The organism is Streptomyces sp. NPDC041122, from assembly GCF_055592445.1.
The window spans coordinates 1,022,374-1,044,988 of record NZ_JBVIYQ010000002.1; the positions used below are offsets into that span (position 1 = coordinate 1,022,374).

The following is a 22,615-nucleotide window of genomic DNA, read 5'->3' on the forward strand; positions in this document are numbered from 1 at the left end:
CGAAGATGCCCCACAATGTGGAACCGGGGGCACCGGAAGCGCGGCTTCCGATGCCGGCCGGGCTCGTCCGACGAGCCCGGCCGGCACGGAGCCCCACGGGGAACGCGACGAGGGGAGACGGGGCAGTGCAGCCGGGTGAGCAGGACCCAGAGGCGACGCGGACGGGGATGGTCTGGCGGACCGTCGTCGAAGGGGTCACGGGCGCCATGGCCTACATCGCCGACAAGCACTGGAACGTCCGGGCGTACAACGCCGAGTTCAAGGCGCTCTTCCCCGGCGGCCGCGTTCCGTCCAACATCATGCGGTGGATGCTGCTGGACGACCAGGCGCGCGAGGGCACGCTGCTGAACTGGGCCGAGGACTGGGCGCGGGGGGCCTGCCCGGCCGTCCGGCGCGCGGTCACGACCCACCCGGCCGACCCCGCGCTCGTCGATCTCGCCCACGACGTGCGACGGGACCCCGTCGCGGGCCCGATCTACCAGGCCACCTCGACGCTGTACCCGCTGCACCCCGACGGGACGGTCCGTCAGGTGAACCACGCGGAGAAGGGCCCCGGCTGGGTCATCGCGACCGCCGCCAGCACGCTGCAGGAGACGGCGGCGCAGCTGGTGATGATGCAGTACCGCCCGGGCCCCACCCGCCCCCATCAACCTCCGCCCCTCTCCAGCCCGACGGCCCGGTAGGCGGCCGGACGGGAGCCGGGGGAACGGGACCGGGACGCCGCGCCGTCGCCCGGCCGAGCGCGCGCGGTACTAGTGGGCCGGGGCCCGTCGCACCTTGCGCCACACCGAAGGCGCCACGCTGATCAGGACCGTCAGGACGACCGCCACCGCGACGCCCTCCCACGGCTCCTTGAAGAGGGAGCCGCCGAGGATGCCGATCAGCTGGTACGTCACCGCCCACGCCAGACACGCCGGGATGTCGCCGCGGGCGAACTGACGCAGCGGCATCTTCGCCATCAGGCAGGCCAGCATCACCGGGATCCGGCCGGCCGGGACGAGCCGCGACAGGACCAGGACCAGCACGCCGTGGTCCTTCAGCTTGGCCTGCGCCTGCGCCAGCCGCTCCTCCGGCGCCCGGTCCCGGATCGCCGCCAGCCAGCGCGACCCGTTCTTCGACCGCATGCCGCGCCGCCCCAGCCAGTACAGGGCGACGTCCCCGAGGAACGCCGCAAACGCTGCCACACCGAAGACCAGCAGCAGCGAGAACGGCGCCGTCTGGTGGACGGCGACCACCGCCGCCGAACTGACCAGCGCGCCCGTCGGCACCACCGGGACCAGCGCGCCGATCACCACGAGCAGGAACAGCGACGGGTAGCCGAGCGCCTGCTGGGTGCTCTCCGGCGGGATCCGCGTCGCCGCGTCGAGTATCACCGCGCCACCTCCGGCAGCACGCTCTCCCCGTGCGCGAGCCGGTGCACCGTCACCCCGGCGGCGAGCCGGGCCGCCTGCCGGACGAACTCATGGCCCGGCGCGTGGAACTCGTGGGGACGCACCGCGTCCATGCCGATCGGCCAGTACGTGCCGTAGTGTACCGGGACCGCGCTGCGCGGCGCGATCCGGGCCAGCGCCTCCGCCGCCCGGCCCGCGTCCAGATGCCCCTGGCCCAGGTACGGGCCCCAGCCGCCGACCGGCAGCAGCGCCACGTCGATGTCACCGACCTCGTCGGCCATCCCGTCGAACAACCCGGTGTCCCCGGCGAAGTACGTGCGCGCCTCGCCCGCCACCACGAAGCCGAGGGCGGGCGAACGGTGCGGGCCGACGGGCAGCCGCCGCCCGTCGTGCAGCGCCGGCACCACGCGTACGACCACATCGCCGACCGGGACCTCGTCGCCCGGCGCGACCTCGGTGAAGCGGAGGTGGGGCAGCCTGCGGGCCAGACCGGGCACGGCGCGCGCCGTCCCGCGTGGGACCAGCGCACGGGTGCCGGGCGCGAGCCGGGCGAGCGACGGCACATGGAGGTGGTCGGCGTGCAGATGCGACACCAGCACCACGTCGGCGACGGCCGCCTCCGGCGGCGGCAGCGCGCCTCTGCGCCGGCGCAGATGGGCGAGGCGACGGGCGAACAGGGGGTCGGTCAGGACGCGCACGCCCGAGTCCTCGACCGTGCATGTTGCGTGACCCCACCATGTGACCTCGACGGGCACCCGGTTCCTCCTTCGTGCGACTGTCTCCGAGCCTACGGCCAGGAGTAGGGTCGGCGGCCTACGCCAAGGGTGAGAGGGGACGCCATGGGAGATGTCGTGGGGGCCGGTGCCGGCACCGTGGTCGGCGTCCTGCGCGCCGCCGCCATCGCCAGCCTGACGCCCCTGGCCGAACTCGACACCGACCCCTTCCTCGTCGACTCGCGCAGCCAGCACGCGATGTGCGCGCGGTGGGCGGCCGAGCGGGGCTATGTCATCACCCGCGAACTCGTCGTACGGGGACTGCGCGCCGACCACGCCATGCTGTGGGACGACGTCGACGCGGGCCTCGTGGACCTCTTCGTGGCGCCGAGCCGCAGGGTCCTGGAGCGGGCGCTGCGGTCGGCGGACGAGTTCACCGCGGAGTGCGCGCGGCGCGGGGTGCGGGTCGAGACGGCGGGGCTCGCCGAGCCCGCGTACGACGCGCAGATGAAGGCACGGGTGCACCGGCGCCTTTCGATGCCCACGGCCGGATACGACGGCCGCTGACCGCCACCCCTCGCCCGGGCCCTCGCCCCGCCCCGCGCGCCGGGCCGCCCCCTCCGCGCCCGGTACCGCTCCGCTCCAGGCCGACCGACGGGTATGACACGCTGGTCTCCGGTTGCGGGGGAGATGTGAAGGGGCGAGGCGTGGGGCACGGGCGATGGCGAAGAGTCGGCAGCGCGCTGTGGCGCGTGACCGCCGTATGGGCCGTCAGCACGCTCACGATGCTCGTGCTCGCCGGCATCCTGCCGGACTTCAAGCTCCAGTCGGACTCCGGCGACAGCGCCACCCGGATCGCGGTCACCGCCGCCCTCGGCGCCGGCGCCTTCGGTCTGCTGTCCGTCCTGGTGTGGCCGCTGCTCGTACGGGCCCTGCTGCTCGTGCCCGCCCTCGTCCTCGGGCTGCTCGCCTTCTTCCTCAACGGGTCGCTGTTCCTGCTCGCCCTGAGCCTCATCCCGGAGGGCCGCGGGGAGGCGGGCGCCGAGACCGCTGTCGTCGTGGCCGCCGTGATGTCCGCCGTCGCCTCGGCCACCGGCGGCGCCCTCGCCGTACGGGACGACGACGCCTACCGGCGACGGCTGTACCGCCTCGCCGACCGCCGCCGCCGGCGCGGCCCCGACGGCAGCCCGGGCCCCACCACGCCCGGCACCGTGTTCCTCCAGCTCGACGGCGTCGGCCACGACGTGCTGACCTCGGCCGTCGACCGGGACGTCATGCCCACCGTCGCGCGCTGGCTCGGCAAGGGCCCGACGGCCACCGCCTCGCACCGGCTCACCCCCTGGCGCACCGACTGGTCGAGCCAGACCGGCGCGAGCCAGCTCGGCATCCTGCACGGCTCCAACCACGACGTGCCCGCCTTCCGCTGGTACGAGAAGGACACCGGCGAGGTGATGGTCAGCAACCGGCCCGCCTCCGCCGCCGAACTGCAGCGCCGGGCCGTGCTGCGCACCGGCGACGGCGGGCTCCTCACCGTCGACGGCGCCAGCCGCGGCAACCTCTTCAGCGGCGGCGCCGAACAGCTCGCCCTCGTCCTGTCGATCGCCGCCCGCCGCGGCAGGGAGAACCGGTCGAGGGCCGGCTACTTCGCGTACTTCTCCGACCCCGCCAACGCCGTCCGCACCGCCCTCTCCTTCGTCGCCGAGGTCTTCCGCGAGATCGGCGAGTCCACGAGCGCCCGGCTGAAGCGGCGCCGCCCCAGGGTCGGCCGCGGCGGTCTGTACCCCTTCATCCGCGCCTTCGCGACCGTCGTCGAGCGCGACGTCGTGGTCGCCGCCGTCATCGGCGACATGCTCGTCGGGCGCAGCGCGGTCTACGCCGACCTCGTCGCGTACGACGAGGTGGCACACCACTCCGGGCCGGCCGGCAAGGACGTCGACAAGGTCCTGCGCCGCCTCGACCGGTCCCTCGCGCTCCTCGACCAGGTCGCCGACCACGCGCCGCGCGCCTACCGGATCGTGGTGCTCTCCGACCACGGACAGAGCCCGGGCGAGACCTTCCGCGCCCGCTACGGGCTCACCCTCGGCGACCTGGTCCGGGCCGGCTGCGGGCTGCCCGTGCCGCGCAAGGCGCAGCGCACGCACAGCGGGGCCGAGGCCCGCTCCGCGGTCCGGGCCGCGCTGCGCCGGCCCGTCGAGGAGGGCACCGACCAGCACCGCCCGGCCCGCGGCGCCGAGCCGATCGTGCTGGCCTCCGGCAACCTCGGCCTCGTCTCCTTCCCCGACGTGCCGCACCGCCTGACCCGCGAGGAGATCGACCAGCGGCACCCGGCGCTGCTCGCCACCCTCGCCAACCACCCGGGCGTCGGCTTCCTGCTCGTGCGCAGCGCGGAGCGCGGACCCCTCGTGCTCGGCGCGCGCGGCGCCGAGGTGTATCTGGACGAGGACCCCGCCGACCTCGGGCCGCTCACCGACTTCGGGCCCGGCGCCGCGGACGCCGTGCGCCGCACCGACGGCTTCCCGCACGTCGCCGACATCATGGTCAACTCCTGGTACGACCCGGAGGAGGGCGAGGTCCTCGCCTTCGAGGAACAGATCGGCTCGCACGGCGGCCTCGGCGGCGCACAGGCCCGCCCCTTCCTGCTGTCGCCGCTCGCGCTCGGCGACCCGGCGGCGGACGGCACCGGGCCGGTCGGCGCCGAACAGGTCCACCGGGTGCTGCGGCGCTGGCTGGGGGAGGACCTGGGACCGGAGATCCCCGTGACCGTACCGGCGAACGATTCCCTGTTCGAGCCGCCCGCCGACACAGCTTTTGCGGCTCCCGACCGTGCGGCGCAGGACAATACGCGCTGATTTGGAGCAGCGCCCGGCGTGCCCGACCATGTCTTCCGCCCGGCGATCCCGGGCGCCGGGCACGACGAGAGGCGCACCACCCCATGCACGACACCGGAACCGTCGCACCCTCGGCTCCGGCCCCCGACCAGCGGGAATCCGTCGAAGGCGCGCCGCAGAGCAAGCACGCACGGCGCTTCGGGCTGCCGGTCGCCACCTGTCTGGTGATGGGGAACATCATCGGCGGCGGCATCTTCCTGCTGCCGGCGTCCGTCGCCCCGTTCGGCACCATCAGCCTCGTCGCCTTCGGCGTCCTGACCGCCGGGGCCATCGCCCTCGCGCTCGTCTTCGGCCGGCTCGCCGAACGCGACCCGCGCACCGGCGGCCCCTACGTCTACGCCCGCGCCGCCTTCGGCGACTTCGCGGGGTTCCTGGCCGCCTGGTCGTACTGGATCACCACCTGGGTGTCGAACGCGGCCCTGGCCGTCGCCGCCGTCGGCTACCTCGACGTCCTGCTGCCCGTCGGCGACCACAAGTGGACGGCCTGCCTGGCCGCCCTCGTCCTGCAACTCCTGCCCGCCCTCGCCAACTTCGCGGGCACCCGGTACGTCGGCGCCGTCCAACTGGTCGCCACCGTCATGAAGTTCCTGCCGCTGCTGCTCGTCGCCGTCGGCGGACTCCTCTCCTTCGACAGCGCCAACCTCGGCCCTTTCCAGGCGAGCGACGACAGCCCGGTCGGAGCGGTGTCGGCCGCCGCCGCGATCCTGCTCTTCTCCTACCTCGGCGTCGAGTCGGCGGCCGTCAGCGCCGGTGAGGTGCGCGACCCGCGCCGCAACGTCGGACGCGCCACCATCCTCGGCACCCTGGGCGCCGCCCTCGTCTACCTCCTCGGCACGCTCGCCGTCTTCGGGACGGTCGCGCACGACAAGCTGGTGGGCTCCACCGCGCCCTTCTCCGACGCCGTCGACGCGATGTTCGGCGGCTCCTGGGGCGGCACCGCGGTCGCCGTCGCCGCGCTGGTCTCGATGGTCGGCGCCCTCAACGGCTGGACGCTGCTCAGCGCCCAGACGCCGTACGCCGCCGCCCAGGACGGGCTGTTCCCGAGCGCGTTCGGGCGGAAGAAGCGTGGGGTGCCGACCGTCGGGGTCCTCGTCACCGTCGTCCTCGCCTCGCTGCTGACCGTCTACAACTACACGGCGGGCTCCGGCGGGGTCTTCGAGTCGCTGGTCCTCATCACCACGTTCACGGCGACCGTCCCCTACCTCCTGGCCACCGCCGCGCAGATCTACTTCCTGGTCTCCGGACAGCGCGAGCGCGTCGTGCGCGGGCGCCTGGTGCGGGACGCGGTGCTTGCGGGCCTGGCGTTCGCGTTCTCCATGTGGCTGGTCGCGGGCTCCGGCTACGCGGCCGTCTACCAGGGCGTGCTGTTCCTCTTCGTGGGCGTGCTCGTCTACGCGTGGATGGCGGCCCGCAAGCAGCGGGCCGCCACCGTGCGGAGCGACTGAACCGGTTCCCTCCCGCCTACCGGGCGAGGGGCGCGACGACCCAGCGACGGGTCTTGAACATGCTGTCCCGCGCGCCGATCTCGATCAGTTTGCGGGCCGCGGGGTACGCCTCGTCGTCCTCCACCTCGTAGCCGACCTCGAACGTGCCGGGCACGTCGGTGACCTGGAGCGACTGCTCCGCCGCCGCGTCGTGCGCGCTCTCCTCACCGGCGGTGACCGCCGCGAGGTGGGCGAGCAGCCTGCGCTGCGCCGCGTCCAGCGCCTTGCGCGGGTCGGGCTCCGGCGAGGCCGTCGCGGCCGCGGCGCCCTCGGGCTGCGGCGGGGCGATCCCGGTGCTCGGCTCGCGGGTGGCGCCGGTGGCCCGGCGGGTGGCGATCTGCGCCTGTACGGGCGTGCCGTCGTTGTCGAGGCCGACGCGGATCAGGCCGCGGCCCGGAGTGATGACGGGGACGCCGTCGAAGACCTGCCGGAACGTCACATGGGTCTGCAACGAGACCGGCCGCCCGACCTCCGAGCCGTCCTTCGTCCCGGAGTTCTGCATCAGGTCGTGCACGCTGTCGACGACCAGCTCGGCGCCCTCGGCGTACCGCTCGGCGAAGGTCCGCGCGGTCTCGATCGCGCGCTCGGTGGGCAGTTGCTGGGTGTTGCGGTGGTTGGGCTCGGCGAGCCTGATCCAGCGGTCGCCCTGCGGCGAGGTGGAGATGACGCGGTCGCCGGAGGCCGCGCTGAGCACGCCCATCCGCTCGGTCTGGATCTCCTGCAGCGCGGCCGACGGGAAGTCCGCGAGCTGCCCGAGCCGGCTCAGTTCGGCGCCCGGGTCGGCGGGCGCCAGCCGGACGATCTGCTGCGGTCCGGGGAGCTGGGTGAGGGTGTCCCTGATGCTGTCGCGCGCGTAGTACCAGCGCCACGCGTACCAGCTGTCCGGCACGTGCTCGCGGTAGAAGTTCCGCTCGGTGTTGAGGCGGTTGGTGGCCTCGGCCTGGGTGGCGCCGACCGCGCACACCGACGGCGCCTGGCCGTGGTAGATGTCCCAGCTGGCGTTCAGCCAGGCGTCGCAGTACGTCTGCCCGGCCCGCCACTTCTCCCAGAACTTCTTGCCGTAGTCGCCGCTGTCGATGCTGGTCGTCTCGAACCCGAAGAGCATCCGGAAGCCGATGTTGGGGCCGCCCCAGGTGCGGATGGGGGAGTGGCCGCCGGTGACCTTCAGCGAGTCGCAGGTCGACCAGAAGACGTAGTTGACCTTCTCGTTGCCGAGCGCCATCCGGTTGGAGATCGCGTCGCTGCGGCCGTCCCAGGCCGCGCCGAGCGGCGCGAAGAACACGCCGTTGCCGTCCATGCCGCCGTGCCCCGAGTGGTACACGGCGACGACCGCGTCCATCCCGTACCGGTCCTGCCAGTTGTCGTACGTCTCCTCGTACGCCCACACCTGCGCGCCGCCGTCGGCGAACCAGAAGTTGCGGTCGTAGAACTGCTGGAGGTACGCCAGCCAGCCGGTGGCGTCCTCGTGCGTGTGGTAGAGCGTCGCCTGGTTGACGAACTTCTGGATGCTGAAGGCACCCCACCAGCCGAAGGTCGAGTCCCGGTCCCCCGCGGCTCCGGGCTTCTCCGGTTCGAGTGGAGAGGGACCGCGGTCCGAGTAGTTGATGCGCATGGCCATACCCCCTGAGACGGTCTCCTCGCGCCGTGCGCGAGGGGGCCTCAAAGTGTCACCGCGGACGCTCGTTGCCCAGTTGCCATTCCGGCCATAGGCCCCCGGTCACGGGGCCGTTCCCGCACCTCAACGACCCCGTGGGCCCGCCGGCGCACACCACGTGTTCGTATCCGCCGACCCGCACCTGCGGCCCCCGCTCGAACACTCCCGGAGCCCCGGGCGGCCCGTTTTCATCCAGGGGCGTCGGCATGGAGAACGCCGAGCTGTCGCCGGGTGTGGTGGCGACGAGGCCATGAGGCGAGTCACCATGCCCAGCGGGGCGCGCAGTCCGCCTCCACCGAGAAGGCCGGGGACGGTGACTGCACCTCCGAGCTGCGGGCCGAGAAGATGACTGTGCGGCTCGACCGCCCGCTCGGCAGCCGCATCTTTCTGGACGCCTACGCGGGCCGACCGGTGACCAGCACTGAGTGGTCCAACCTCACATCGAAGCAGGGGAGTTGAGGGTGGTGCAGTCGACCCGGCCTGCCCCCCCTTCGAAGGGTCGGCGCCCATCGCCGGTCAGGCGACCGCCGCGACGCCGATGCCGATCGCGATGAACAGCCAGCCGGTGGTCAGCTCCCAGCGGTGCCGGATCCTCGGGCGGGCCAGCAGGGCGCGCAGCCGGGCGGCCACGGCCACCAGGATGAACCAGTAGACGATCCCGATCAGCACGTCCAGGGCGCCGAGCAGGAAGATCTGCCGCGGCATCGAACCGCCGCCGTCGACGAACTGCGGCAGGATGCTGAGGAAGAACAGCGCGGCCTTGGGATTGAGCACATTGGTGAAGAACCCCTGGGTGAAGCCGGAACGCCACCGGGCGCCGGCTGACCGTGGTTCCGCCCGCGGTGGTCGAGCAAGGGCGTCCGGGCGGACGCCGTGCGCCTTCCCTCCGGCGGCGCGCTCCCGGGCGGCCCGTCGGGCGGCGCGCACTGCGCGCACTCCCAAGGAGACCAGGTAGGCCGCCCCCAGGAGCTTGATCGTGTCGTACACCACCGGTGAGCGGGTGGCGATCACCGAAAGCCCGACGGCGGCGGCGAGCATGTGCACGCACAGCCCGGCCTGGGCACCCAGTGCCGCCGCCCGCCCCTTGGCCGGATGCTCGACCGCCGACCGGACCACCACCAGGAAGTCCGGTCCGGGCACCACGTACGCCACCAGCACCACGCCGAGGAAACCGATGAGGTCGACCGACATTCGCGCTCCGTCTCGTCCGCCAAGAGCAGGCCCAGGGCCTCCCCTTACCCGCAGATCGGCTTCGGGTGCGCGCGAGATCCACGGTGCTGCCCGCGAGGGTCTGACAACGTGGACGGGCGCACGGTCAGTCGAGGCAGAACTCGTTGCCCTCGACGTCCTGCATCACGACACAGGACTCGTTCTCCTCGTCGGCGGGGAGCAGTTGCACGCGGGTCGCGCCGAGTGCGACCAGGCGTGCGCACTCCGCTTCGAGCGTCGACAGCCGTTCCTCGCCCACCAGGCCGGTGCCGGCCCGTACGTCGAGGTGCACGCGGTTCTTGACGGTCTTGCCCTCGGGGACGCGTTGGAAGAACAGCCGCGGGCTCACCCCTGTGGGATCCGCGCAGGCGGCCCACGCACCGCCGTTCTCGCCGGGCGGCGAAAGCTCGTACCCCAGCGCCTCGCACCAGAAGCGGGCGACGCGTTCGGGTTCCGCGCAGTCGAAGGTGACCTGGAATTTCTTGATCGCTGACGTCGAGGACATCGGCGCACCCTAACAAGACAGGTGGGGCCCCGGTGGGTTCCCGGCGTAACGTCTGCAGTTCAATGACAGCCGAGTAGTCCCCCGACGGTTCAGTGACGGCTCAAGTCCACCGGTGAAGAGCGGAGTTGCCCATGCATGGCGCAGGCGATCGGATCGATACGTCGACGGCCCACTCGGCGCGGGTGTACGACTACATCCTGGGTGGCAAGGACCACTACCTGGTCGACGTCGAGGCGGGGGACGTCATGTGCCGGCACTGGCCCGCGCTGCCCGTGCACATGCGGGAGAACCGGCGGTTCATGCACCGCGCAGGGCGCTACCTCGCGCAGGAGCAGGGCGTCCGCCAGTTCCTCGACATCGGCACCGGTCTGCCCACCGCCCCCAATCTGCACGAGGTCGCCCAGGACGTCGCGCCGGAGTCCCGCGTCGTCTACGTCGACAACGACCCCATCGTCCTGGCCCACGCCCGCGCCCTGCTGCAGAGCTCCCCGGAGGGCGCGACCGCCTACGTCGACGCGGACATGCATGACCCGGACGCCATCCTGGACAGCCCCGAGTTCCGCGCCCTCATCGATCTCGGCGAACCCGTGGGGCTGATGATCATCGGGATCCTGCACTTCATCCTGCCCCCGGACGACCAGCGTCTGGTACGGCGGCTGCTCGACCCGCTGCCGTCCGGCAGTTTCCTCGCGCTGACCATCGGCACCGCCGACTTCGCCCCGGAGGAGGTCGGACGCGTGGCCGAGGAGTACGCGCAGCAGGGCATGCCCATGGTGCTGCGCGACCTGCCGACCGCCACGTCCTTCTTCGACGGGATGGACCTGCTCGACCCGGGCGTCACCCAGGTGCACAAGTGGCGGCCCGGCCCGATGCAGGAAGGCATCGACGACGGGGCCATCGCGATGTACGGGGCGGTGGCCCGCAAGCGCTGACGGACGCGGGGCCGCGGCCCCGGCTCGGGGTGGCCCCGTCCCCTACGGGCTGCGGGCTGCGGGCTTGCGGAGCGTGTTCGAGATCGTGAACTCGACGGTGTGGGACCATGTGGTGGGCCGCGCCGTTCGCCCCGTCGGGGAAGTCGGCGAAGCGGACCTTGTTCAGGGAGAATCCGGGGGGGGGCATAGCGGTCCGTCCCGTCGGGAGCCTTTTTCTCGTATTCCCTCTTCAGTTTCTCCCTGTCCCGTTCGAGGGTGACGGGCGCCCTCTCCGCCACCTTGAGTTCCTTGAGGTTTCTGCCGGTCATCGGGTGGCGTACGGATCGCTCGCCGAGATGAGCCGTACCGCGGGGGTGCCGGCGCTCTCGCCGCCTTCCCCCTTCCCGCTCCCCTTGTTTCCGCTCGCCTTGGCCTTCGCGGCCGATTTCTCGTTCTCTTTCCTCAGTGCTTGCCATTCTTCCTCGCTGCTCCTGGGCCGTCCCTCCTCGCTGATCCTCGGCTGGTCCTCGTCCGGACCTCCACCTCCACCTTCTTGCACGCCTCGTCCTTGGTCGCCGACGCCGTACCGGCGGTCCTAGAAGGTGCTCATGATGCCGAGCGCCTCGGGTGAGGTCTCCCGCACGATCTTCGGATCGCGCGTGGCCGGGGGAATTCCGGGAATGTTCTCGTGGACCTTTCGGGCGGACTCCTCGGCGGATCGGGCCTCATTGCTTTATCTGCATTCTGTGCTGTTTTCTGCGCACCCCGCCGTTGATCGGTACATCCGCGGGGCCGGCAGTAACGTTTGCGCGGGCCGCCGTGGCGGCTGGAACCCGCCGCCCATTGCTCGTGCCCGGAGCGCCGGAACGACTGCCCAATTACCAGCTCGCCGGGGGTTCGTGAAGGATGGCGTCGAACTGCGGAGCGCGTGGGATTCGGCCGGAGTGAACTTCTTCTGAACGGCGGTGACACGGACGGGACACGCGTGCGACCCGCCGAACCCGCATGCGATGCTCCATCAGGAGCCCCATCCGGGCCGGAGTGTGATCGGATGGCGGCTACGGAAGTTCCGCTCGCGGAACCGCGCCGAACCTCATGAACCGCACTGAAGGGAACTGCATCGTGGCAACCACGCGCTCCGCGCACACGGTCTGGGAAGGCTCTCTGATGGAGGGCTCGGGCACCGTCACGTTCGACTCCTCCGGCATCGGGGCGCAGGCGGTGTCCTGGCCGTCGCGCGCCGAAGAGGCGAACGGCAAGACCAGCCCGGAGGAGCTGATCGCCGCCGCGCACTCCAGCTGCTTCGCCATGGCGCTGTCGCACACCCTGGCCGGCGCGGGCAACCCGCCCACCCGGCTCACCACCTCCGCCGACGTGACGCTGCAGCCGGGCACCGGCATCACCGGCATCCACCTCACCGTCGAGGGCGTCGTGCCCGGCCTCGACGAGGCCGGCTTCGTCGAGGCCGCCGAGACCGCCAAGGCGGGCTGCCCGGTGAGCCAGGCCCTGTCGGCCACCACCATCACGCTCTCGGCCAAGCTGGCCTGAGCCGACGCCCGTTGCCGATGCCGCCGCCCCTCTCCGGGGTGGCGGCATTGTCACGCGCGGCATTGACATCGGCCCGCTCAAGTTTTGTGATGGAGAACGGAGTAGACCTGGATACGAGGACGTGAGCTCGCGGCGGAAGGGACTGGACCATGGCACGTGCGGTCGGGATCGATCTCGGTACGACGAACTCAGTGGTGGCCGTACTGGAGGGCGGTGAGCCCACCGTCGTCGCCAACGCGGAGGGGGCCCGCACCACGCCCTCGGTCGTCGCGTTCGCCAAGAACGGCGACGTTCTGGTGGGCGAGGTCGCCAAGCGGCAGGCGGTCACCAACGTGGAGCGCACCGCGCGCTCCGTCAAACGCCACATGGGCGACGGCGGTTGGCGGTTCCCCGAGGACGGCTCCGTGGACGGCACGCGCCTCACCGCGCAGGAGCTGTCGGCCCGCGTCCTGCAGAAGCTCAAGCGCGACGCCGAGTCCTACCTCGGCGAGGACGTCAGGGACGCCGTGGTCACCGTGCCCGCGTACTTCGACGACACCCAGCGCCAGGCCACCAAGGAGGCCGGCGAGATCGCGGGGCTCAACGTCCTGCGCATCATCAACGAGCCGACGGCGGCGGCCCTGGCGTACGGCCTCGACAAGGGCGACGACGAGACCGTGCTCGTCTTCGACCTCGGCGGCGGCACCTTCGACGTCTCGCTCCTGGAGATGGGCGAGGGCGTCATCGAGGTGAAGGCCACCAACGGCGACACCCGGCTCGGCGGGGACGACTGGGACCAGCGGATCGTGGAGCACCTGGTCCGCCAGTTCAAGAACGGCCACGGCGTGGACCTGGCCAAGGACAAGATGGCCCTGCAACGCCTGCGGGAGAGCGCCGAGAAGGCGAAGATCGAGCTGTCCTCGTCGAGCGAGACCGACATCAACCTGCCCTACATCACCGCATCGGCCGAGGGCCCGCTGCACCTCGCGGAGAAGCTGACCCGCGCCCAGTTCCAGGAGCTGACCGCGGACTTGCTCGACCGGTGCAAGGAGCCCTTCCACCAGGCGGTGCAGGACGCGGGCATCGAGCTGTCCGCCGTGGACCACGTCATCCTGGTCGGCGGCTCCACCCGGATGCCCGCGGTGACGGAGCTGGTCAGGGAGCTCACCGGCAAGGACCCGCACAAGGGCGTCAACCCCGACGAGGTGGTGGCGCTCGGCGCCGCGCTCCAGGCCGGGGTGATCCGCGGCGACGTCAAGGACGTGCTGCTGCTCGACGTGACGCCGCTGTCCCTCGGCATCGAGACCAAGGGCGGCATCATGACCAAGCTCATCGAGCGCAACACCACGATTCCCACGCGGCGTTCGGAGACCTTCTCCACGGCCGAGGACAACCAGCCCTCCGTCGGCATCCAGGTCTTCCAGGGCGAGCGGGAGATCGCCGCGTACAACAAGAAGCTCGGCGTCTTCGACCTGACCGGACTCCCGCCCGCCCCGCGCGGCGTGCCCAAGATCGAGGTCACCTTCGACATCGACGCCAACGGCATCATGCACGTCTCGGCGAAGGACGAGGCCACCGGACGCGAGCAGCGCATGACCGTGACCGGCGGCTCCGCGCTGCCCAAGGACGACATCAACCGCATGGTGCGCGAGGCCGAGGAGCACGCGGAGGAGGACCGCAGGCGGCGTGAGGCGGCGGAGACCCGCAACCAGGCGGAGCAGCTCGTTTACCAGACGGAACGCTTCCTCGGGGACAACGCCGACAAGGTGCCCGCCGACACGAGGGCCGAAGTGGAGGCCACTGCCGCCGAGTTGAAGGAGCTCCTCAAGAACCGGGCCGACGACACGGCGGCCCTGCGCGCCGGCGCCGAGAAGCTGGCCACCGTCAGCCAGAAGATGGGGCAGGCGATGTACGCGGCCTCCGGCGGGGGCGGCGACCAGGAGAAGCCGGCCGCGGAGGCCACCGCCGAGGAGGGCGTGGTGGACGCCGAGATCGTGGACGAGGACGACCGGAGCGGGAGCGACCGGGACGGGGGTGACCGGGACAGGGGCGACCGGGACAAGGGCGCCACCTCGTAACCGGCAGGGGAGCGGGGGAGCGGGTGGGGTCAGGAACCCGTCCGCTCCCAGCCCCGCCGGTCCGGCCGCGCCCCGACCCGCTCGGGATCCTTGGTGCGGTAGACCACGTACGGCCGGAACAGGTACTGCACCGGTGCGCTGAACATGTGGACGAGCCGGGTGAACGGCACCAGCGCGATGAGGGCCATCCCGACCACCGCGTGGATCTCGTACAGCACCGGCACCCCCGTCATCCGGTCGATGTCCGGCTGGAGCGTGAAGAGGCTGCGCGCCCACGGGGCGATGGACTCGCGGTAGTTGTAGCCGTCGCCCGACGCGTGCGTCAGCTTGGCGACCATGCCGAGCACGATCGCCGCGAACAGCACCAGGTACATCAGCTTGTCGTTGGCCGTCGTCGCGCGGAACACCGGGGTGTTGGTCCGCCGCCGGTAGAGCAGCAGCAGGATGCCGAGGACCAGCAGGACCCCGGCCGCGGTGCCCCCGTACAGCGAGAACAGGTGGTACGTGTGCTCGCTCAGGCCCACCTTGTCCGTCCAGGACTCCGGCAGGAACAGCCCCACCAGATGGCCGACGAGCACGAAGAGGATGCCGTAGTGGAACATCGGCGACGCGATGTTCAGGAGCTTCGACTCGTACACCTGGGAGGAGCGGGTCGTCCAGCCGAACTTGTCGTAGCGGTAGCGCCACACGGTGCCCGCGACCAGCAGGACGAAGGCGACGTAGGGGAGCACGCCCCACAGCAGCGTTTTCATGAGGGGCGCTCCCCGATGAGTGCGAAGGGTCGCAGGCCGACGTCCTCGCGCGGCGGCCCGGAGCGGGCGAGGGCCTGGGCCTCGGCGCGGTCCCTGGGCGAGGGCCCGGGCAGTGTCGTGCACACCGCCTCCAGGACGGCCGCGTACGGCGTGCCGAAGTCGGCGAGCGCGATCCGCAGCAGCTCCAGGCCGCCGCGGTGTTCCGTCAGGAGCACCGGCCCCGCGTGCGCGGAGAACTCCAGGACCGCGGGCAGGAAGTCCGGCAGCTCCTCGTCGGTGAACTCCAGGCCGTGCTCGCGGTAGATCTCCTTGAAGCGGACCAGGGCCATGCCGCGCCGCCGGGTGTCGCCCTCCCGCCACCAGCTCAGGTACAGGCTGTGGCGGTTCTTGAAGTCGAAGACCTGCACGTAGTGGGCGGCGAGCTCGCGGCGCCCGGTGGTGCAGGCGTACTCCAGGAAGCCGCCGAGTTCCGGGGGTGCCGCCGCCGTCAGCAGAGGGAGCCGCTCGTGGAACTCCTCGTCGGGATAGGCCAGGCAGTGCGCCGCGGCCTGGTAGAGCAGGGCGTGCCGGGTCACTCGTCGTCCTCCTTGGCCGCGTGGGCCTTCTCGGCCGCGCTGGGCTGTTCGTCGGCGGTCTGCCGGGCGCGCAGCGCGTGGAAGTTCTCGATGGTGACCAGCGGCAGCTGGCGGCGGCCGGAGTCCTGCCCGAAGGGCCCGTCGTCGCCCATGCCGGGCCCGCCCTCGTAGTCGAGGCTGCAGGAGTCCGGCAGGGCCGACTCCTCCAGGCGCTGGGCGTCGGCGACGGCCGCCGTCGGGATGACGTACCGGTCCTCGTACTTGGCGATGGCGAGCAGCCGGTACATCTCCTCGATCTCGGTGCCCGACATCCCCACCGCCCGCGCGGTCGCGTCGTCCGGCCGGTCGCCGAGGTTGATGGCCCGCATGTGCGCCCGCATCGCGGCGAGCTTCTCCAGGGAGGCCCGCACCGGGCCGACGTCGCCCGCCGTGAAGATCTCCGCGAGGTACTCCAGGGGGATGCGCAGCGTGTCGATGGCGCCGAACAGATTGCCCAGGTCCTCGCCGTCGTGGCCGGTCTCGGTGAGCGCGTCCACGACGGGGGAGAGCGGCGGGATGTACCAGACCATCGGCATGGTGCGGTACTCCGGGTGCAGCGGGAGCGCCACCTTGTACTTGCTGATGAGCGCGTGCACGGGGGAGCGGCGGGCCGCCTCGATCCAGTCGTGGGAGATCCCGGACCGCTCCGCGTCGCGGCGCACCTCGGGGTCGTCGGGGTCGAGGAAGACGCCCAACTGGGCCTCGTACAGCTTGTGCTCGTCGGGCTCGGAGGCGGCCGCCGTCACCTTGTCGGGGTCGTACAGGATCACACCGAGGTAGCGCAGCCGGCCGACGCACGTCTCCGAGCAGACCGTCGGCAGGCCCACCTCGACACGCGGGTAGCACATGGTGCACTTCTCGGCCTTGCCGGTGCGGTGGTTGAAGTAGACCTTCTTGTACGGGCAGCCGGTGACGCACTTGCGCCAGCCCCGGCAGTGGTCCTGGTCGACGAGGACGATGCCGTCCTCGGAGCGCTTGTACATCGCGCCGGACGGGCACGACGCCACGCACGACGGGTTCAGGCAGTGCTCGCAGATGCGCGGCAGATAGAACATGAAGGTCTGCTCGAAGGCGAACTTCACCTTCTCCGCCGCCTGTTCGCGGGTTTTGGCGACCATGGGGTCCAGATGGCCGTGTTCGGTGGTGCCGCCGAGGTTGTCGTCCCAGTTGGAGGACCACTCGATCTTCATGGGCTTGCCGGAGATCAGCGAACGCGGCTCGGCCACCGGGTAGTCGTCGCCCAGCGGGGCGTCGGTGAGGTTCTTGTACTCGTACGTCCAGGGCTCGTAGTAGTCCTTGATCTCCGGGAGCTTGGGGTTGGAGAAGATCTCCAGGAGCGACTTGACGCGGCCGCCGTTCTTGAGCTTCAGGGCGCCCTTCTTGTTCAGCTCCCAGCCGCCGCGCCACTTCTCCTGGTCCTCGTAGCGGCGCGGATAGCCCTGCCCGGGGCGGGTCTCGACGTTGTTGAACCAGACGTACTCCATGCCGTCGCGGTTGGTCCACGCCTGTTTGCAGGTGACCGAGCAGGTGTGGCACCCGATGCACTTGTCGAGATTCATGACCATCGCGATCTGGGCCATGACGCGTCGTCCGCCGTCGGCTCGGCCTCGGGGCATCAGTACTGCACCTCCTGGCTGCGGCGGCGGATGACCGTCACCTCGTCGCGCTGGTTGCCCGTCGGGCCGAGGTAGTTGAAGGCCCAGGACAACTGCGCGTATCCGCCGATGAGATGGGACGGCTTGAGGATCAGCCGGGTCAGCGAGTTGTGGATGCCGCCCCGCTTGCCGGTGGCCTCCGCCTTGGGGACGTTCACGGTGCGCTCCTGCGCGTGGTGCATGAAGACGGTGCCGGCCGGCATGCGGTGCGAGACGACGGCGCGGGCCACCACCACGCCGTTGCGGTTGACCGCCTCGATCCAGTCGTTGTCCCGCACCCCGATCGCGTCCGCGTCCTGCGGCGCCATCCAGATGCACTGGCCGCCGCGCGAGAGCGACAGCATGAAGAGGTTGTCCTGGTACTCGGAGTGGATCGACCACTTGTTGTGCGGCGTGAGGTAACGGACCGTCACCTCCTTCTCCCCGTCCGCGCCGAGCCGTGGCTCGCCGAAGAGCCGGTTCATGTCGAGCGGCGGCCGGTAGACGGGCATCGCCTCGCCCAGCTCGTGCATCCAGTCGTGGTCGATGAAGAAGTGCTGGCGTCCGGTGAGGGTGTGCCAGGGCTTGAGGTGCTCGGTGTTGAGCGTGAACGCCGTGTAGCGGCGCCCGCCGGACTCGCTGCCGGACCACTCCGGAGAGGTGATCACCGGGACGGGCGCGGCCTGCGTGTCGGCGTACGTGATGCGCTTGCCCTCGTGCTCGGCGGCGAGGTGCGCCATCTCCTGGCCGGTGCGCTCCTCCAGGGTGTGGAAGCCCTGCGTGGCGAGGCGGCCGTTGGTCGTCCCGGACAGCGCGAGGATGGTGTTGGCGGCCTTCACCGCCGTGTCCAGGGCGGGCCGGCCGTCCGCGGGCCCGCCGCGCACGACGCCGTTGCGCTCACGCAGGTCGTCGACCTCCTGGTCGGGGTGGAAGGAGATGCCCTTCACCGGCAGCCCGAGCTTCTCCACCAGCGGGCCGAGCGCGGCGAACTTCGCGCCGATCGCGGTGTAGTCGCGCTCCACGACGGTGAGGTTCGGCATCGTCCTGCCCGGGACGGCCTCGCACTCACCCTTGCGCCAGTCCAGGACGACCCCGCCGGGCTGCGCGGTCTCGCCGGGCGTGTCGTGCTGGAGCGCGGTGGCGACCAGGTCCTTGCGCACGCCGAGGTGGTCCACCGAGAGCTCGCTGAGCCGGTCGGCGATGGCGCGGAAGGTGTCGAAGTCGGTGCGGGCCTGCCAGGGCGGGTCGACGGCCGGCGTGAAGGAGTGCACGTAGGGGTGCATGTCCGTGGTCGACAGATCGTGCTTCTCGTACCAGGTGGCCGCGGGCAGCACCACGTCCGAGAGGAGCGTCGACGAGGTCTGCCGGAAGTCCAGGGAGACGAGCAGGTCGAGCTTGCCCTCGGGGGCCTCGTCGCGCCAGGTCACCGTGGACGGGCGCTCGTCGGGAGCCGCCTCTTCGGCGCGCAGCGAGGAGTGGGTGCCGAGCAGGTGCTTGGTGAAGTACTCGGCGCCCTTCGCCGACGAGCCGAGCAGGTTGGCGCGCCACAGGGTCAGCACGCGCGGCCAGTTCTCGGGGGCGTCGGGGTCCTCGCAGGCGAACTTGAGGGTGCCCGCCTTGAGTTCGTCGACGGCGCCCGCCACCGGATCGCCCTGCGCCGCGCCCAGGTCGAGGGAGTTGCGGTCGAACGTCGGGTACGACGGCATCCAGCCGGTCCGCGCGGACAGCGCGAGACAGTCGGCGCCCGTCATCCCGGCGAACCGGCCCTCACCCAGCGGCGAGGCGAGGACGTCCGCGGCGAACCGGTCGTAGCGCCACTGGTCGGTGTTGAGGAACCAGTACGCGGCGCCGATCATCTGCCGCGGCGGCCTGCTCCAGTCGTTGGCGCTCGCCAGCGTCGCCCAGCCGGTCGCCGGGCGGCACTTCTCCTGCCCGACGTAGTGCGCCCAGCCGCCACCGTTGCGGCCCTGGCAGCCGGTGAGCTGGAGCAGCGCGAGGAAGGAGCGGTAGATCGTCTCCGAGTGGAACCAGTGGTTGGTGCCGGCGCCCATCAGGATCATGCAGCGGCCGCGGGACTTCTCCGCCGTCGCCGCGAACTCCCGTGCGATCTTGACGCACTTGGCGGCCGGGACGGAGGTGTGCGCCTCCTGCCAGGCGGGCGTGCCGGGGGTGTCCGCGTCCTCGTACGAGGCGGGCCAGGCGCCCGGGAGACCCTCGCGCCCCACCCCGTACTGCGCGAGCAGCAGGTCGAAGACCGTGGTGACCAGCGGCCCGCCCTGCCCGCCGAGCCGGGTGGCGGGCACGCCGCGCCGCACGACCTCGCCGCGGCCCTGGCCGTGCGTGCCGCCCTCGGTGTCGAAGCGCGGCAGCAGCACCTCGACGCCGGTCGCCACGTCCGAGCCGTGCAGGGACAGCTGCGGCTCGATGCCGCCGAGCTCCAGGTTCCACCTGCCCTTGCCGGACTCGGTCCAGCGGAAGCCGAGGGACCCGTTCGGCACGGCGGGCCGGCCCGTGTTCGCGTCGAGCACCGCCGTCTTCCAGTCGCCGCCCTCTCCCTCCTCGCCGAGGTCGGTGGCGCGCAGGAACTTCGCGGGGACGTACGCGCCGTCCCGCTCGGTCAGGGTCACCAGGAAGGGCAGGTCGGTGAACCTGCGGACGTAGTCGGTGAAGAACTCCGTCGACCGGTCGACGAAGAACTCCTTCAGGATCACGTGGCCCATGGCGATGGCCAGCGCCCCGTCGGTGCCCGGATGCGGGTGCAGCCACTCGTCGGCGAACTTGGCGTTGTCCGCGTAGTCGGGCGCCACCACCACGACCTTCTGGCCGCGGTAGCGCGCCTCGGCCATCCAGTGCGCGTCCGGCGTCCGCGTCACCGGCACGTTGGAGCCCCACATCATCAGATACGCGGCGTCCCACCAGTCACCCGACTCCGGCACGTCGGTCTGGTCGCCGAAGACCTGCGGGGAGGCGACCGGCAGGTCGGCGTACCAGTCGTAGAAGGAGAGCATCGGCGCGCCGATGAGGCTCATGAAACGGGCCCCGGCCGCGTGCGACACCATCGACATCGCGGGGATGGGGGAGAAGCCGGCGACCCGGTCGGGCCCGTACGTCTTGATGGTGTGGACGTGCGCGGCCGCGATGATCTCGACCGCCTCGTCCCAGCTCGCCCGCACCAACCCGCCCTTGCCGCGCGCCTGTTGATACGTCCGGCGGCGCTCCGGATCGCCCTGGATGTCCGCCCAGGCGAGCACCGGATCCCTGAGCCGCGCCTTCGCCTCCCGGTACATGTCCACCAGGACGCCACGCAGATACGGGTAGCGGACGCGCGTGGGGGAGTACGTGTACCAGGAGAACGCGGCGCCCCGGGGGCAGCCGCGCGGCTCGTACTCGGGGCGGTCGGGGCCGACGCTCGGGTAGTCCGTCGCCTGCGTCTCCCAGGTGATGATGCCGTCCTTGACGTACACCTTCCAGCGGCAGGAGCCGGTGCAGTTCACGCCGTGCGTGGAGTTCACGACCTTGTCGTGGCTCCACCGGTCCCGGTAGAAGGCGTCCGCGTCCCGGCCACCGGTCAGCCGCACGCTGTGCAGGTCGGGGGCGGGGGTGCCGCGCCGGAAGAACTTCCCCGCCCGCAGCAGGGCGGCGGCGGGCTCGGTCGTCTCTGTCACCGTGGAGCTCCCTAGGTCTGCCTCCCACCGAACCTAGGCGCGGGACCCATGGGGCACCTGTCGGCCGCCGCCGTACGGGTTGCGGGGGCCCCTGCGGACCGGTCCCCGCCTTACCCGCGACGTAATCGACCAGGTCACGCCGGACGGACACAGTGGTGTCCACGGATCCGGTCCGGCGCACTCCGGACCGGGTCCGGCACCCGACATCCGTCTCCGCCCGGAGGTACTTCGTCATGGCCACGTCCACGCTCACCCACCCGCTCACCGCTCTGGCCCGTACCACCGACCCGACGACGATGCTGCGCCGCTTCCTCGGCCTGGACGCGGTCGTCACCGGCGGCAACGGTCTCGCGTACGCCGTCGCCCCGGGGCCGCTCGGCGACTTCCTCGGCGTCGACTCCGGGCTGCTCCGCGGCCTCGGGATCGGCCTCGTCCTGTACGCCGCGGGCGTCGGGCTGCTCGCCGCCCGCAAGAGCCCGCCCGGGGCCGCCGTGCGGGCGGTCGTCGAGACGAACACCGGCTGGGCCGTGCTCAGCGTCGTCGCGCTGTTCGCCTGGCTGTCGCCCGGCGCGGCCGGCGCGGTGTGGATCCCGCTCCAGGCCGTGGTCGTGGGCGCCTTCGCAGCGGCGCAGTACGTGGCGCTGCGGGAGCTGCCGGCTCGGCGGGACCGGCGCTAGGGCAGGTGGCTCCGCAGATACTTGGCCGTCGCCGGGTCGGCCGGGAGCAGCGTCTCGATGGCCAGCTCGGCGACCGTCACGTCCATCGGGGTGTTGAAGGTCGAGATCGACGAGATGAACGACAGCACGTGCCCGTCGTGCTCGATCCGCAGCGGCAGCGCGAAGTAGGGCACGTCCGTCCCCGCCTCGAAGGCGTCCACGCCGGGATCCGCCACCGGGTACGCCGCCACCTCCTCGTACACCTCCCGCAGCGCGTCGGAGCGCCGCAGCGCGATCTGCCGCTCCATCTGGTGCAGCAGATGGCCCCGCCACTCGCGCAGATTGCGGATCCGGGGGGCGAGGCCCTCCGGGTGGAGCGTGAGGCGCATCGCGTTGAGGGGCGGGGTCAGGAGGTGCTCGGGGATCCCGTCGAGCATCATCGCGATGCCGCGGTTCGCCGCGATCACGCCGTACGTCGCGTCGACCACCAGCGCCGGATAGGGCTCGTACCCGGCGAGGAGCTGTTCGAGGCCCTCGCGCAGGGTGCCCATGGACGGGTCGTCCAGCGGGGTCTCCCGGTAGCGGGGAGCGTAACCGGCGGACAGGAGAAGGGAGTTGCGCTCCCGCATCGGTACGTCGAGGTGGTCGGCCAGGCGCAGCAGGAACTCCTCGCTCGGGCGCGACCGGCCCGTCTCGACGAAGCTGATGTGCCGGGCGGAGGAGTCGGCGCGCAGTGCCAGGTCCAGCTGGCTCATCCGGCGCCGCTCGCGCCAGCCGCGCAGCAGCGGTCCCACTCCGGATGCCTGGCCGGCGGTGTTCCCCTTGCCCCTGCCTCTGGTGGTCCCCGTGGCGCGCGCGGCGGTCGTCATACGGAGACGGTAATCGAAGGCCCCGGATGGCGAACCCCGTGTGGCAAGGTGAGGCCGGGGCCGGC

General features: G+C 71.7%; 18 protein-coding genes. 8 read left to right on the forward strand and 10 right to left on the reverse strand.

Going from position 1 to position 22,615, the window contains the following annotated elements; genetic code table 11:
- Positions 1-125 precede the first annotated feature (125 nt).
- Complete coding sequence (locus tag ACZ6B8_RS10810) at positions 126-683, forward strand: MmyB family transcriptional regulator (RefSeq protein ID WP_471073098.1); 558 nt, start codon at positions 126-128, stop codon at positions 681-683.
- A gap of 69 nt (positions 684-752) precedes the next feature.
- On the opposite strand, the gene ACZ6B8_RS10815 is transcribed toward ACZ6B8_RS10810, so the two are convergent.
- Positions 753-1,373: a DedA family protein gene (locus tag ACZ6B8_RS10815; RefSeq protein WP_471606983.1), complete on the reverse strand. Its 621-nt coding sequence runs from the start codon at positions 1,371-1,373 to the stop codon at positions 753-755.
- Positions 1,370-2,146, reverse strand: coding sequence for an MBL fold metallo-hydrolase (locus tag ACZ6B8_RS10820; RefSeq protein WP_471073092.1), 777 nt, complete (start codon positions 2,144-2,146; stop codon positions 1,370-1,372). Before ACZ6B8_RS10820 ends, ACZ6B8_RS10815 begins: the two co-directional genes overlap by 4 nt.
- An 84-nt stretch (positions 2,147-2,230) precedes the next feature.
- On the opposite strand from ACZ6B8_RS10820, the gene ACZ6B8_RS10825 reads away from it, so the two are divergent.
- The 3 genes from ACZ6B8_RS10825 (at position 2,231) to ACZ6B8_RS10835 (ending at position 6,437) form a co-directional block, all read left to right on the forward strand.
- Positions 2,231-2,671 (forward strand): hypothetical protein, encoded by a 441-nt coding sequence (locus ACZ6B8_RS10825; RefSeq protein ID WP_471073089.1) that lies wholly within the window; start codon positions 2,231-2,233, stop codon positions 2,669-2,671.
- Between the two features lie 140 nt (positions 2,672-2,811).
- Positions 2,812-4,953 carry a phage holin family protein gene (locus ACZ6B8_RS10830; protein WP_471606984.1) on the forward strand — a complete coding sequence of 714 codons (2,142 nt, stop codon included), beginning with the start codon at positions 2,812-2,814 and terminating at the stop codon, positions 4,951-4,953.
- Between the two features lie 83 nt (positions 4,954-5,036).
- Complete coding sequence (locus tag ACZ6B8_RS10835; protein ID WP_471073086.1) at positions 5,037-6,437, forward strand: amino acid permease; 1,401 nt, start codon at positions 5,037-5,039, stop codon at positions 6,435-6,437.
- 16 nt (positions 6,438-6,453) lie between these two features.
- Here the strand turns inward: ACZ6B8_RS10835 and ACZ6B8_RS10840 are convergent, their stop codons facing one another.
- The 3 genes from ACZ6B8_RS10840 to ACZ6B8_RS10850 form a co-directional block, all read right to left on the reverse strand.
- The gene (locus ACZ6B8_RS10840; RefSeq protein WP_471606985.1) at positions 6,454-8,088 is read right to left on the reverse strand and encodes a DUF6345 domain-containing protein; all 1,635 of its coding nucleotides are present in this window, start codon (positions 8,086-8,088) and stop codon (positions 6,454-6,456) included.
- Positions 8,089-8,646: 558 nt separating this feature from the next.
- On the reverse strand, positions 8,647-9,321 hold the full coding sequence (locus ACZ6B8_RS10845; protein ID WP_471606986.1) for a LysE family translocator: 675 nt from the start codon (positions 9,319-9,321) through the stop codon (positions 8,647-8,649).
- 124 nt (positions 9,322-9,445) lie between these two features.
- The gene (locus tag ACZ6B8_RS10850) at positions 9,446-9,844 is read right to left on the reverse strand and encodes a VOC family protein (protein WP_471073078.1); all 399 of its coding nucleotides are present in this window, start codon (positions 9,842-9,844) and stop codon (positions 9,446-9,448) included.
- A gap of 131 nt (positions 9,845-9,975) precedes the next feature.
- On the opposite strand from ACZ6B8_RS10850, the gene ACZ6B8_RS10855 reads away from it, so the two are divergent.
- The 3 genes from ACZ6B8_RS10855 to dnaK all read left to right on the forward strand — a co-directional run bounded on the left by ACZ6B8_RS10855 (position 9,976) and on the right by dnaK (position 14,360).
- Positions 9,976-10,776 carry an SAM-dependent methyltransferase gene (locus ACZ6B8_RS10855; protein ID WP_471073075.1) on the forward strand — a complete coding sequence of 267 codons (801 nt, stop codon included), beginning with the start codon at positions 9,976-9,978 and terminating at the stop codon, positions 10,774-10,776.
- A gap of 1,101 nt (positions 10,777-11,877) precedes the next feature.
- On the forward strand, positions 11,878-12,303 hold the full coding sequence (locus ACZ6B8_RS10860) for an OsmC family protein (RefSeq protein ID WP_471073069.1): 426 nt from the start codon (positions 11,878-11,880) through the stop codon (positions 12,301-12,303).
- Positions 12,304-12,452: 149 nt separating this feature from the next.
- The gene (dnaK, locus tag ACZ6B8_RS10865; protein WP_471606987.1) at positions 12,453-14,360 is read left to right on the forward strand and encodes a molecular chaperone DnaK; all 1,908 of its coding nucleotides are present in this window, start codon (positions 12,453-12,455) and stop codon (positions 14,358-14,360) included.
- A gap of 29 nt (positions 14,361-14,389) precedes the next feature.
- Here the strand turns inward: dnaK and narI are convergent, their stop codons facing one another.
- Genes narI through ACZ6B8_RS10885 form a run of 4 tightly spaced genes read right to left on the reverse strand, consistent with a single transcriptional unit; the run spans position 14,390 to position 21,025 of the window.
- Positions 14,390-15,112, reverse strand: a complete 723-nt coding sequence (gene narI, locus ACZ6B8_RS10870; protein ID WP_471073063.1) for a respiratory nitrate reductase subunit gamma — start codon at positions 15,110-15,112, stop codon at positions 14,390-14,392.
- Positions 15,109-15,687: a nitrate reductase molybdenum cofactor assembly chaperone gene (gene narJ / locus ACZ6B8_RS10875; RefSeq protein WP_471606988.1), complete on the reverse strand. Its 579-nt coding sequence runs from the start codon at positions 15,685-15,687 to the stop codon at positions 15,109-15,111. Before narJ ends, narI begins: the two co-directional genes overlap by 4 nt.
- Positions 15,684-17,342, reverse strand: a complete 1,659-nt coding sequence (gene narH / locus ACZ6B8_RS10880) for a nitrate reductase subunit beta (protein WP_471606989.1) — start codon at positions 17,340-17,342, stop codon at positions 15,684-15,686. The genes narJ and narH overlap by 4 nt, the downstream gene beginning before the upstream one ends.
- Entirely contained in the window at positions 17,342-21,025 is a 3,684-nt protein-coding gene (locus tag ACZ6B8_RS10885; protein ID WP_471606990.1) for a nitrate reductase subunit alpha, read from the reverse strand. The genes narH and ACZ6B8_RS10885 overlap by 1 nt, the downstream gene beginning before the upstream one ends.
- 233 nt (positions 21,026-21,258) lie before the next feature.
- Between ACZ6B8_RS10885 and ACZ6B8_RS10890 the strand changes: the two genes are divergently transcribed.
- Positions 21,259-21,702, forward strand: coding sequence for a hypothetical protein (locus ACZ6B8_RS10890; protein ID WP_471606991.1), 444 nt, complete (start codon positions 21,259-21,261; stop codon positions 21,700-21,702).
- Here the strand turns inward: ACZ6B8_RS10890 and ACZ6B8_RS10895 are convergent.
- Complete coding sequence (locus tag ACZ6B8_RS10895; protein WP_471606992.1) at positions 21,699-22,550, reverse strand: helix-turn-helix domain-containing protein; 852 nt, start codon at positions 22,548-22,550, stop codon at positions 21,699-21,701. The genes ACZ6B8_RS10890 and ACZ6B8_RS10895 overlap by 4 nt on opposite strands.
- Positions 22,551-22,615: the final 65 nt, after the last annotated feature.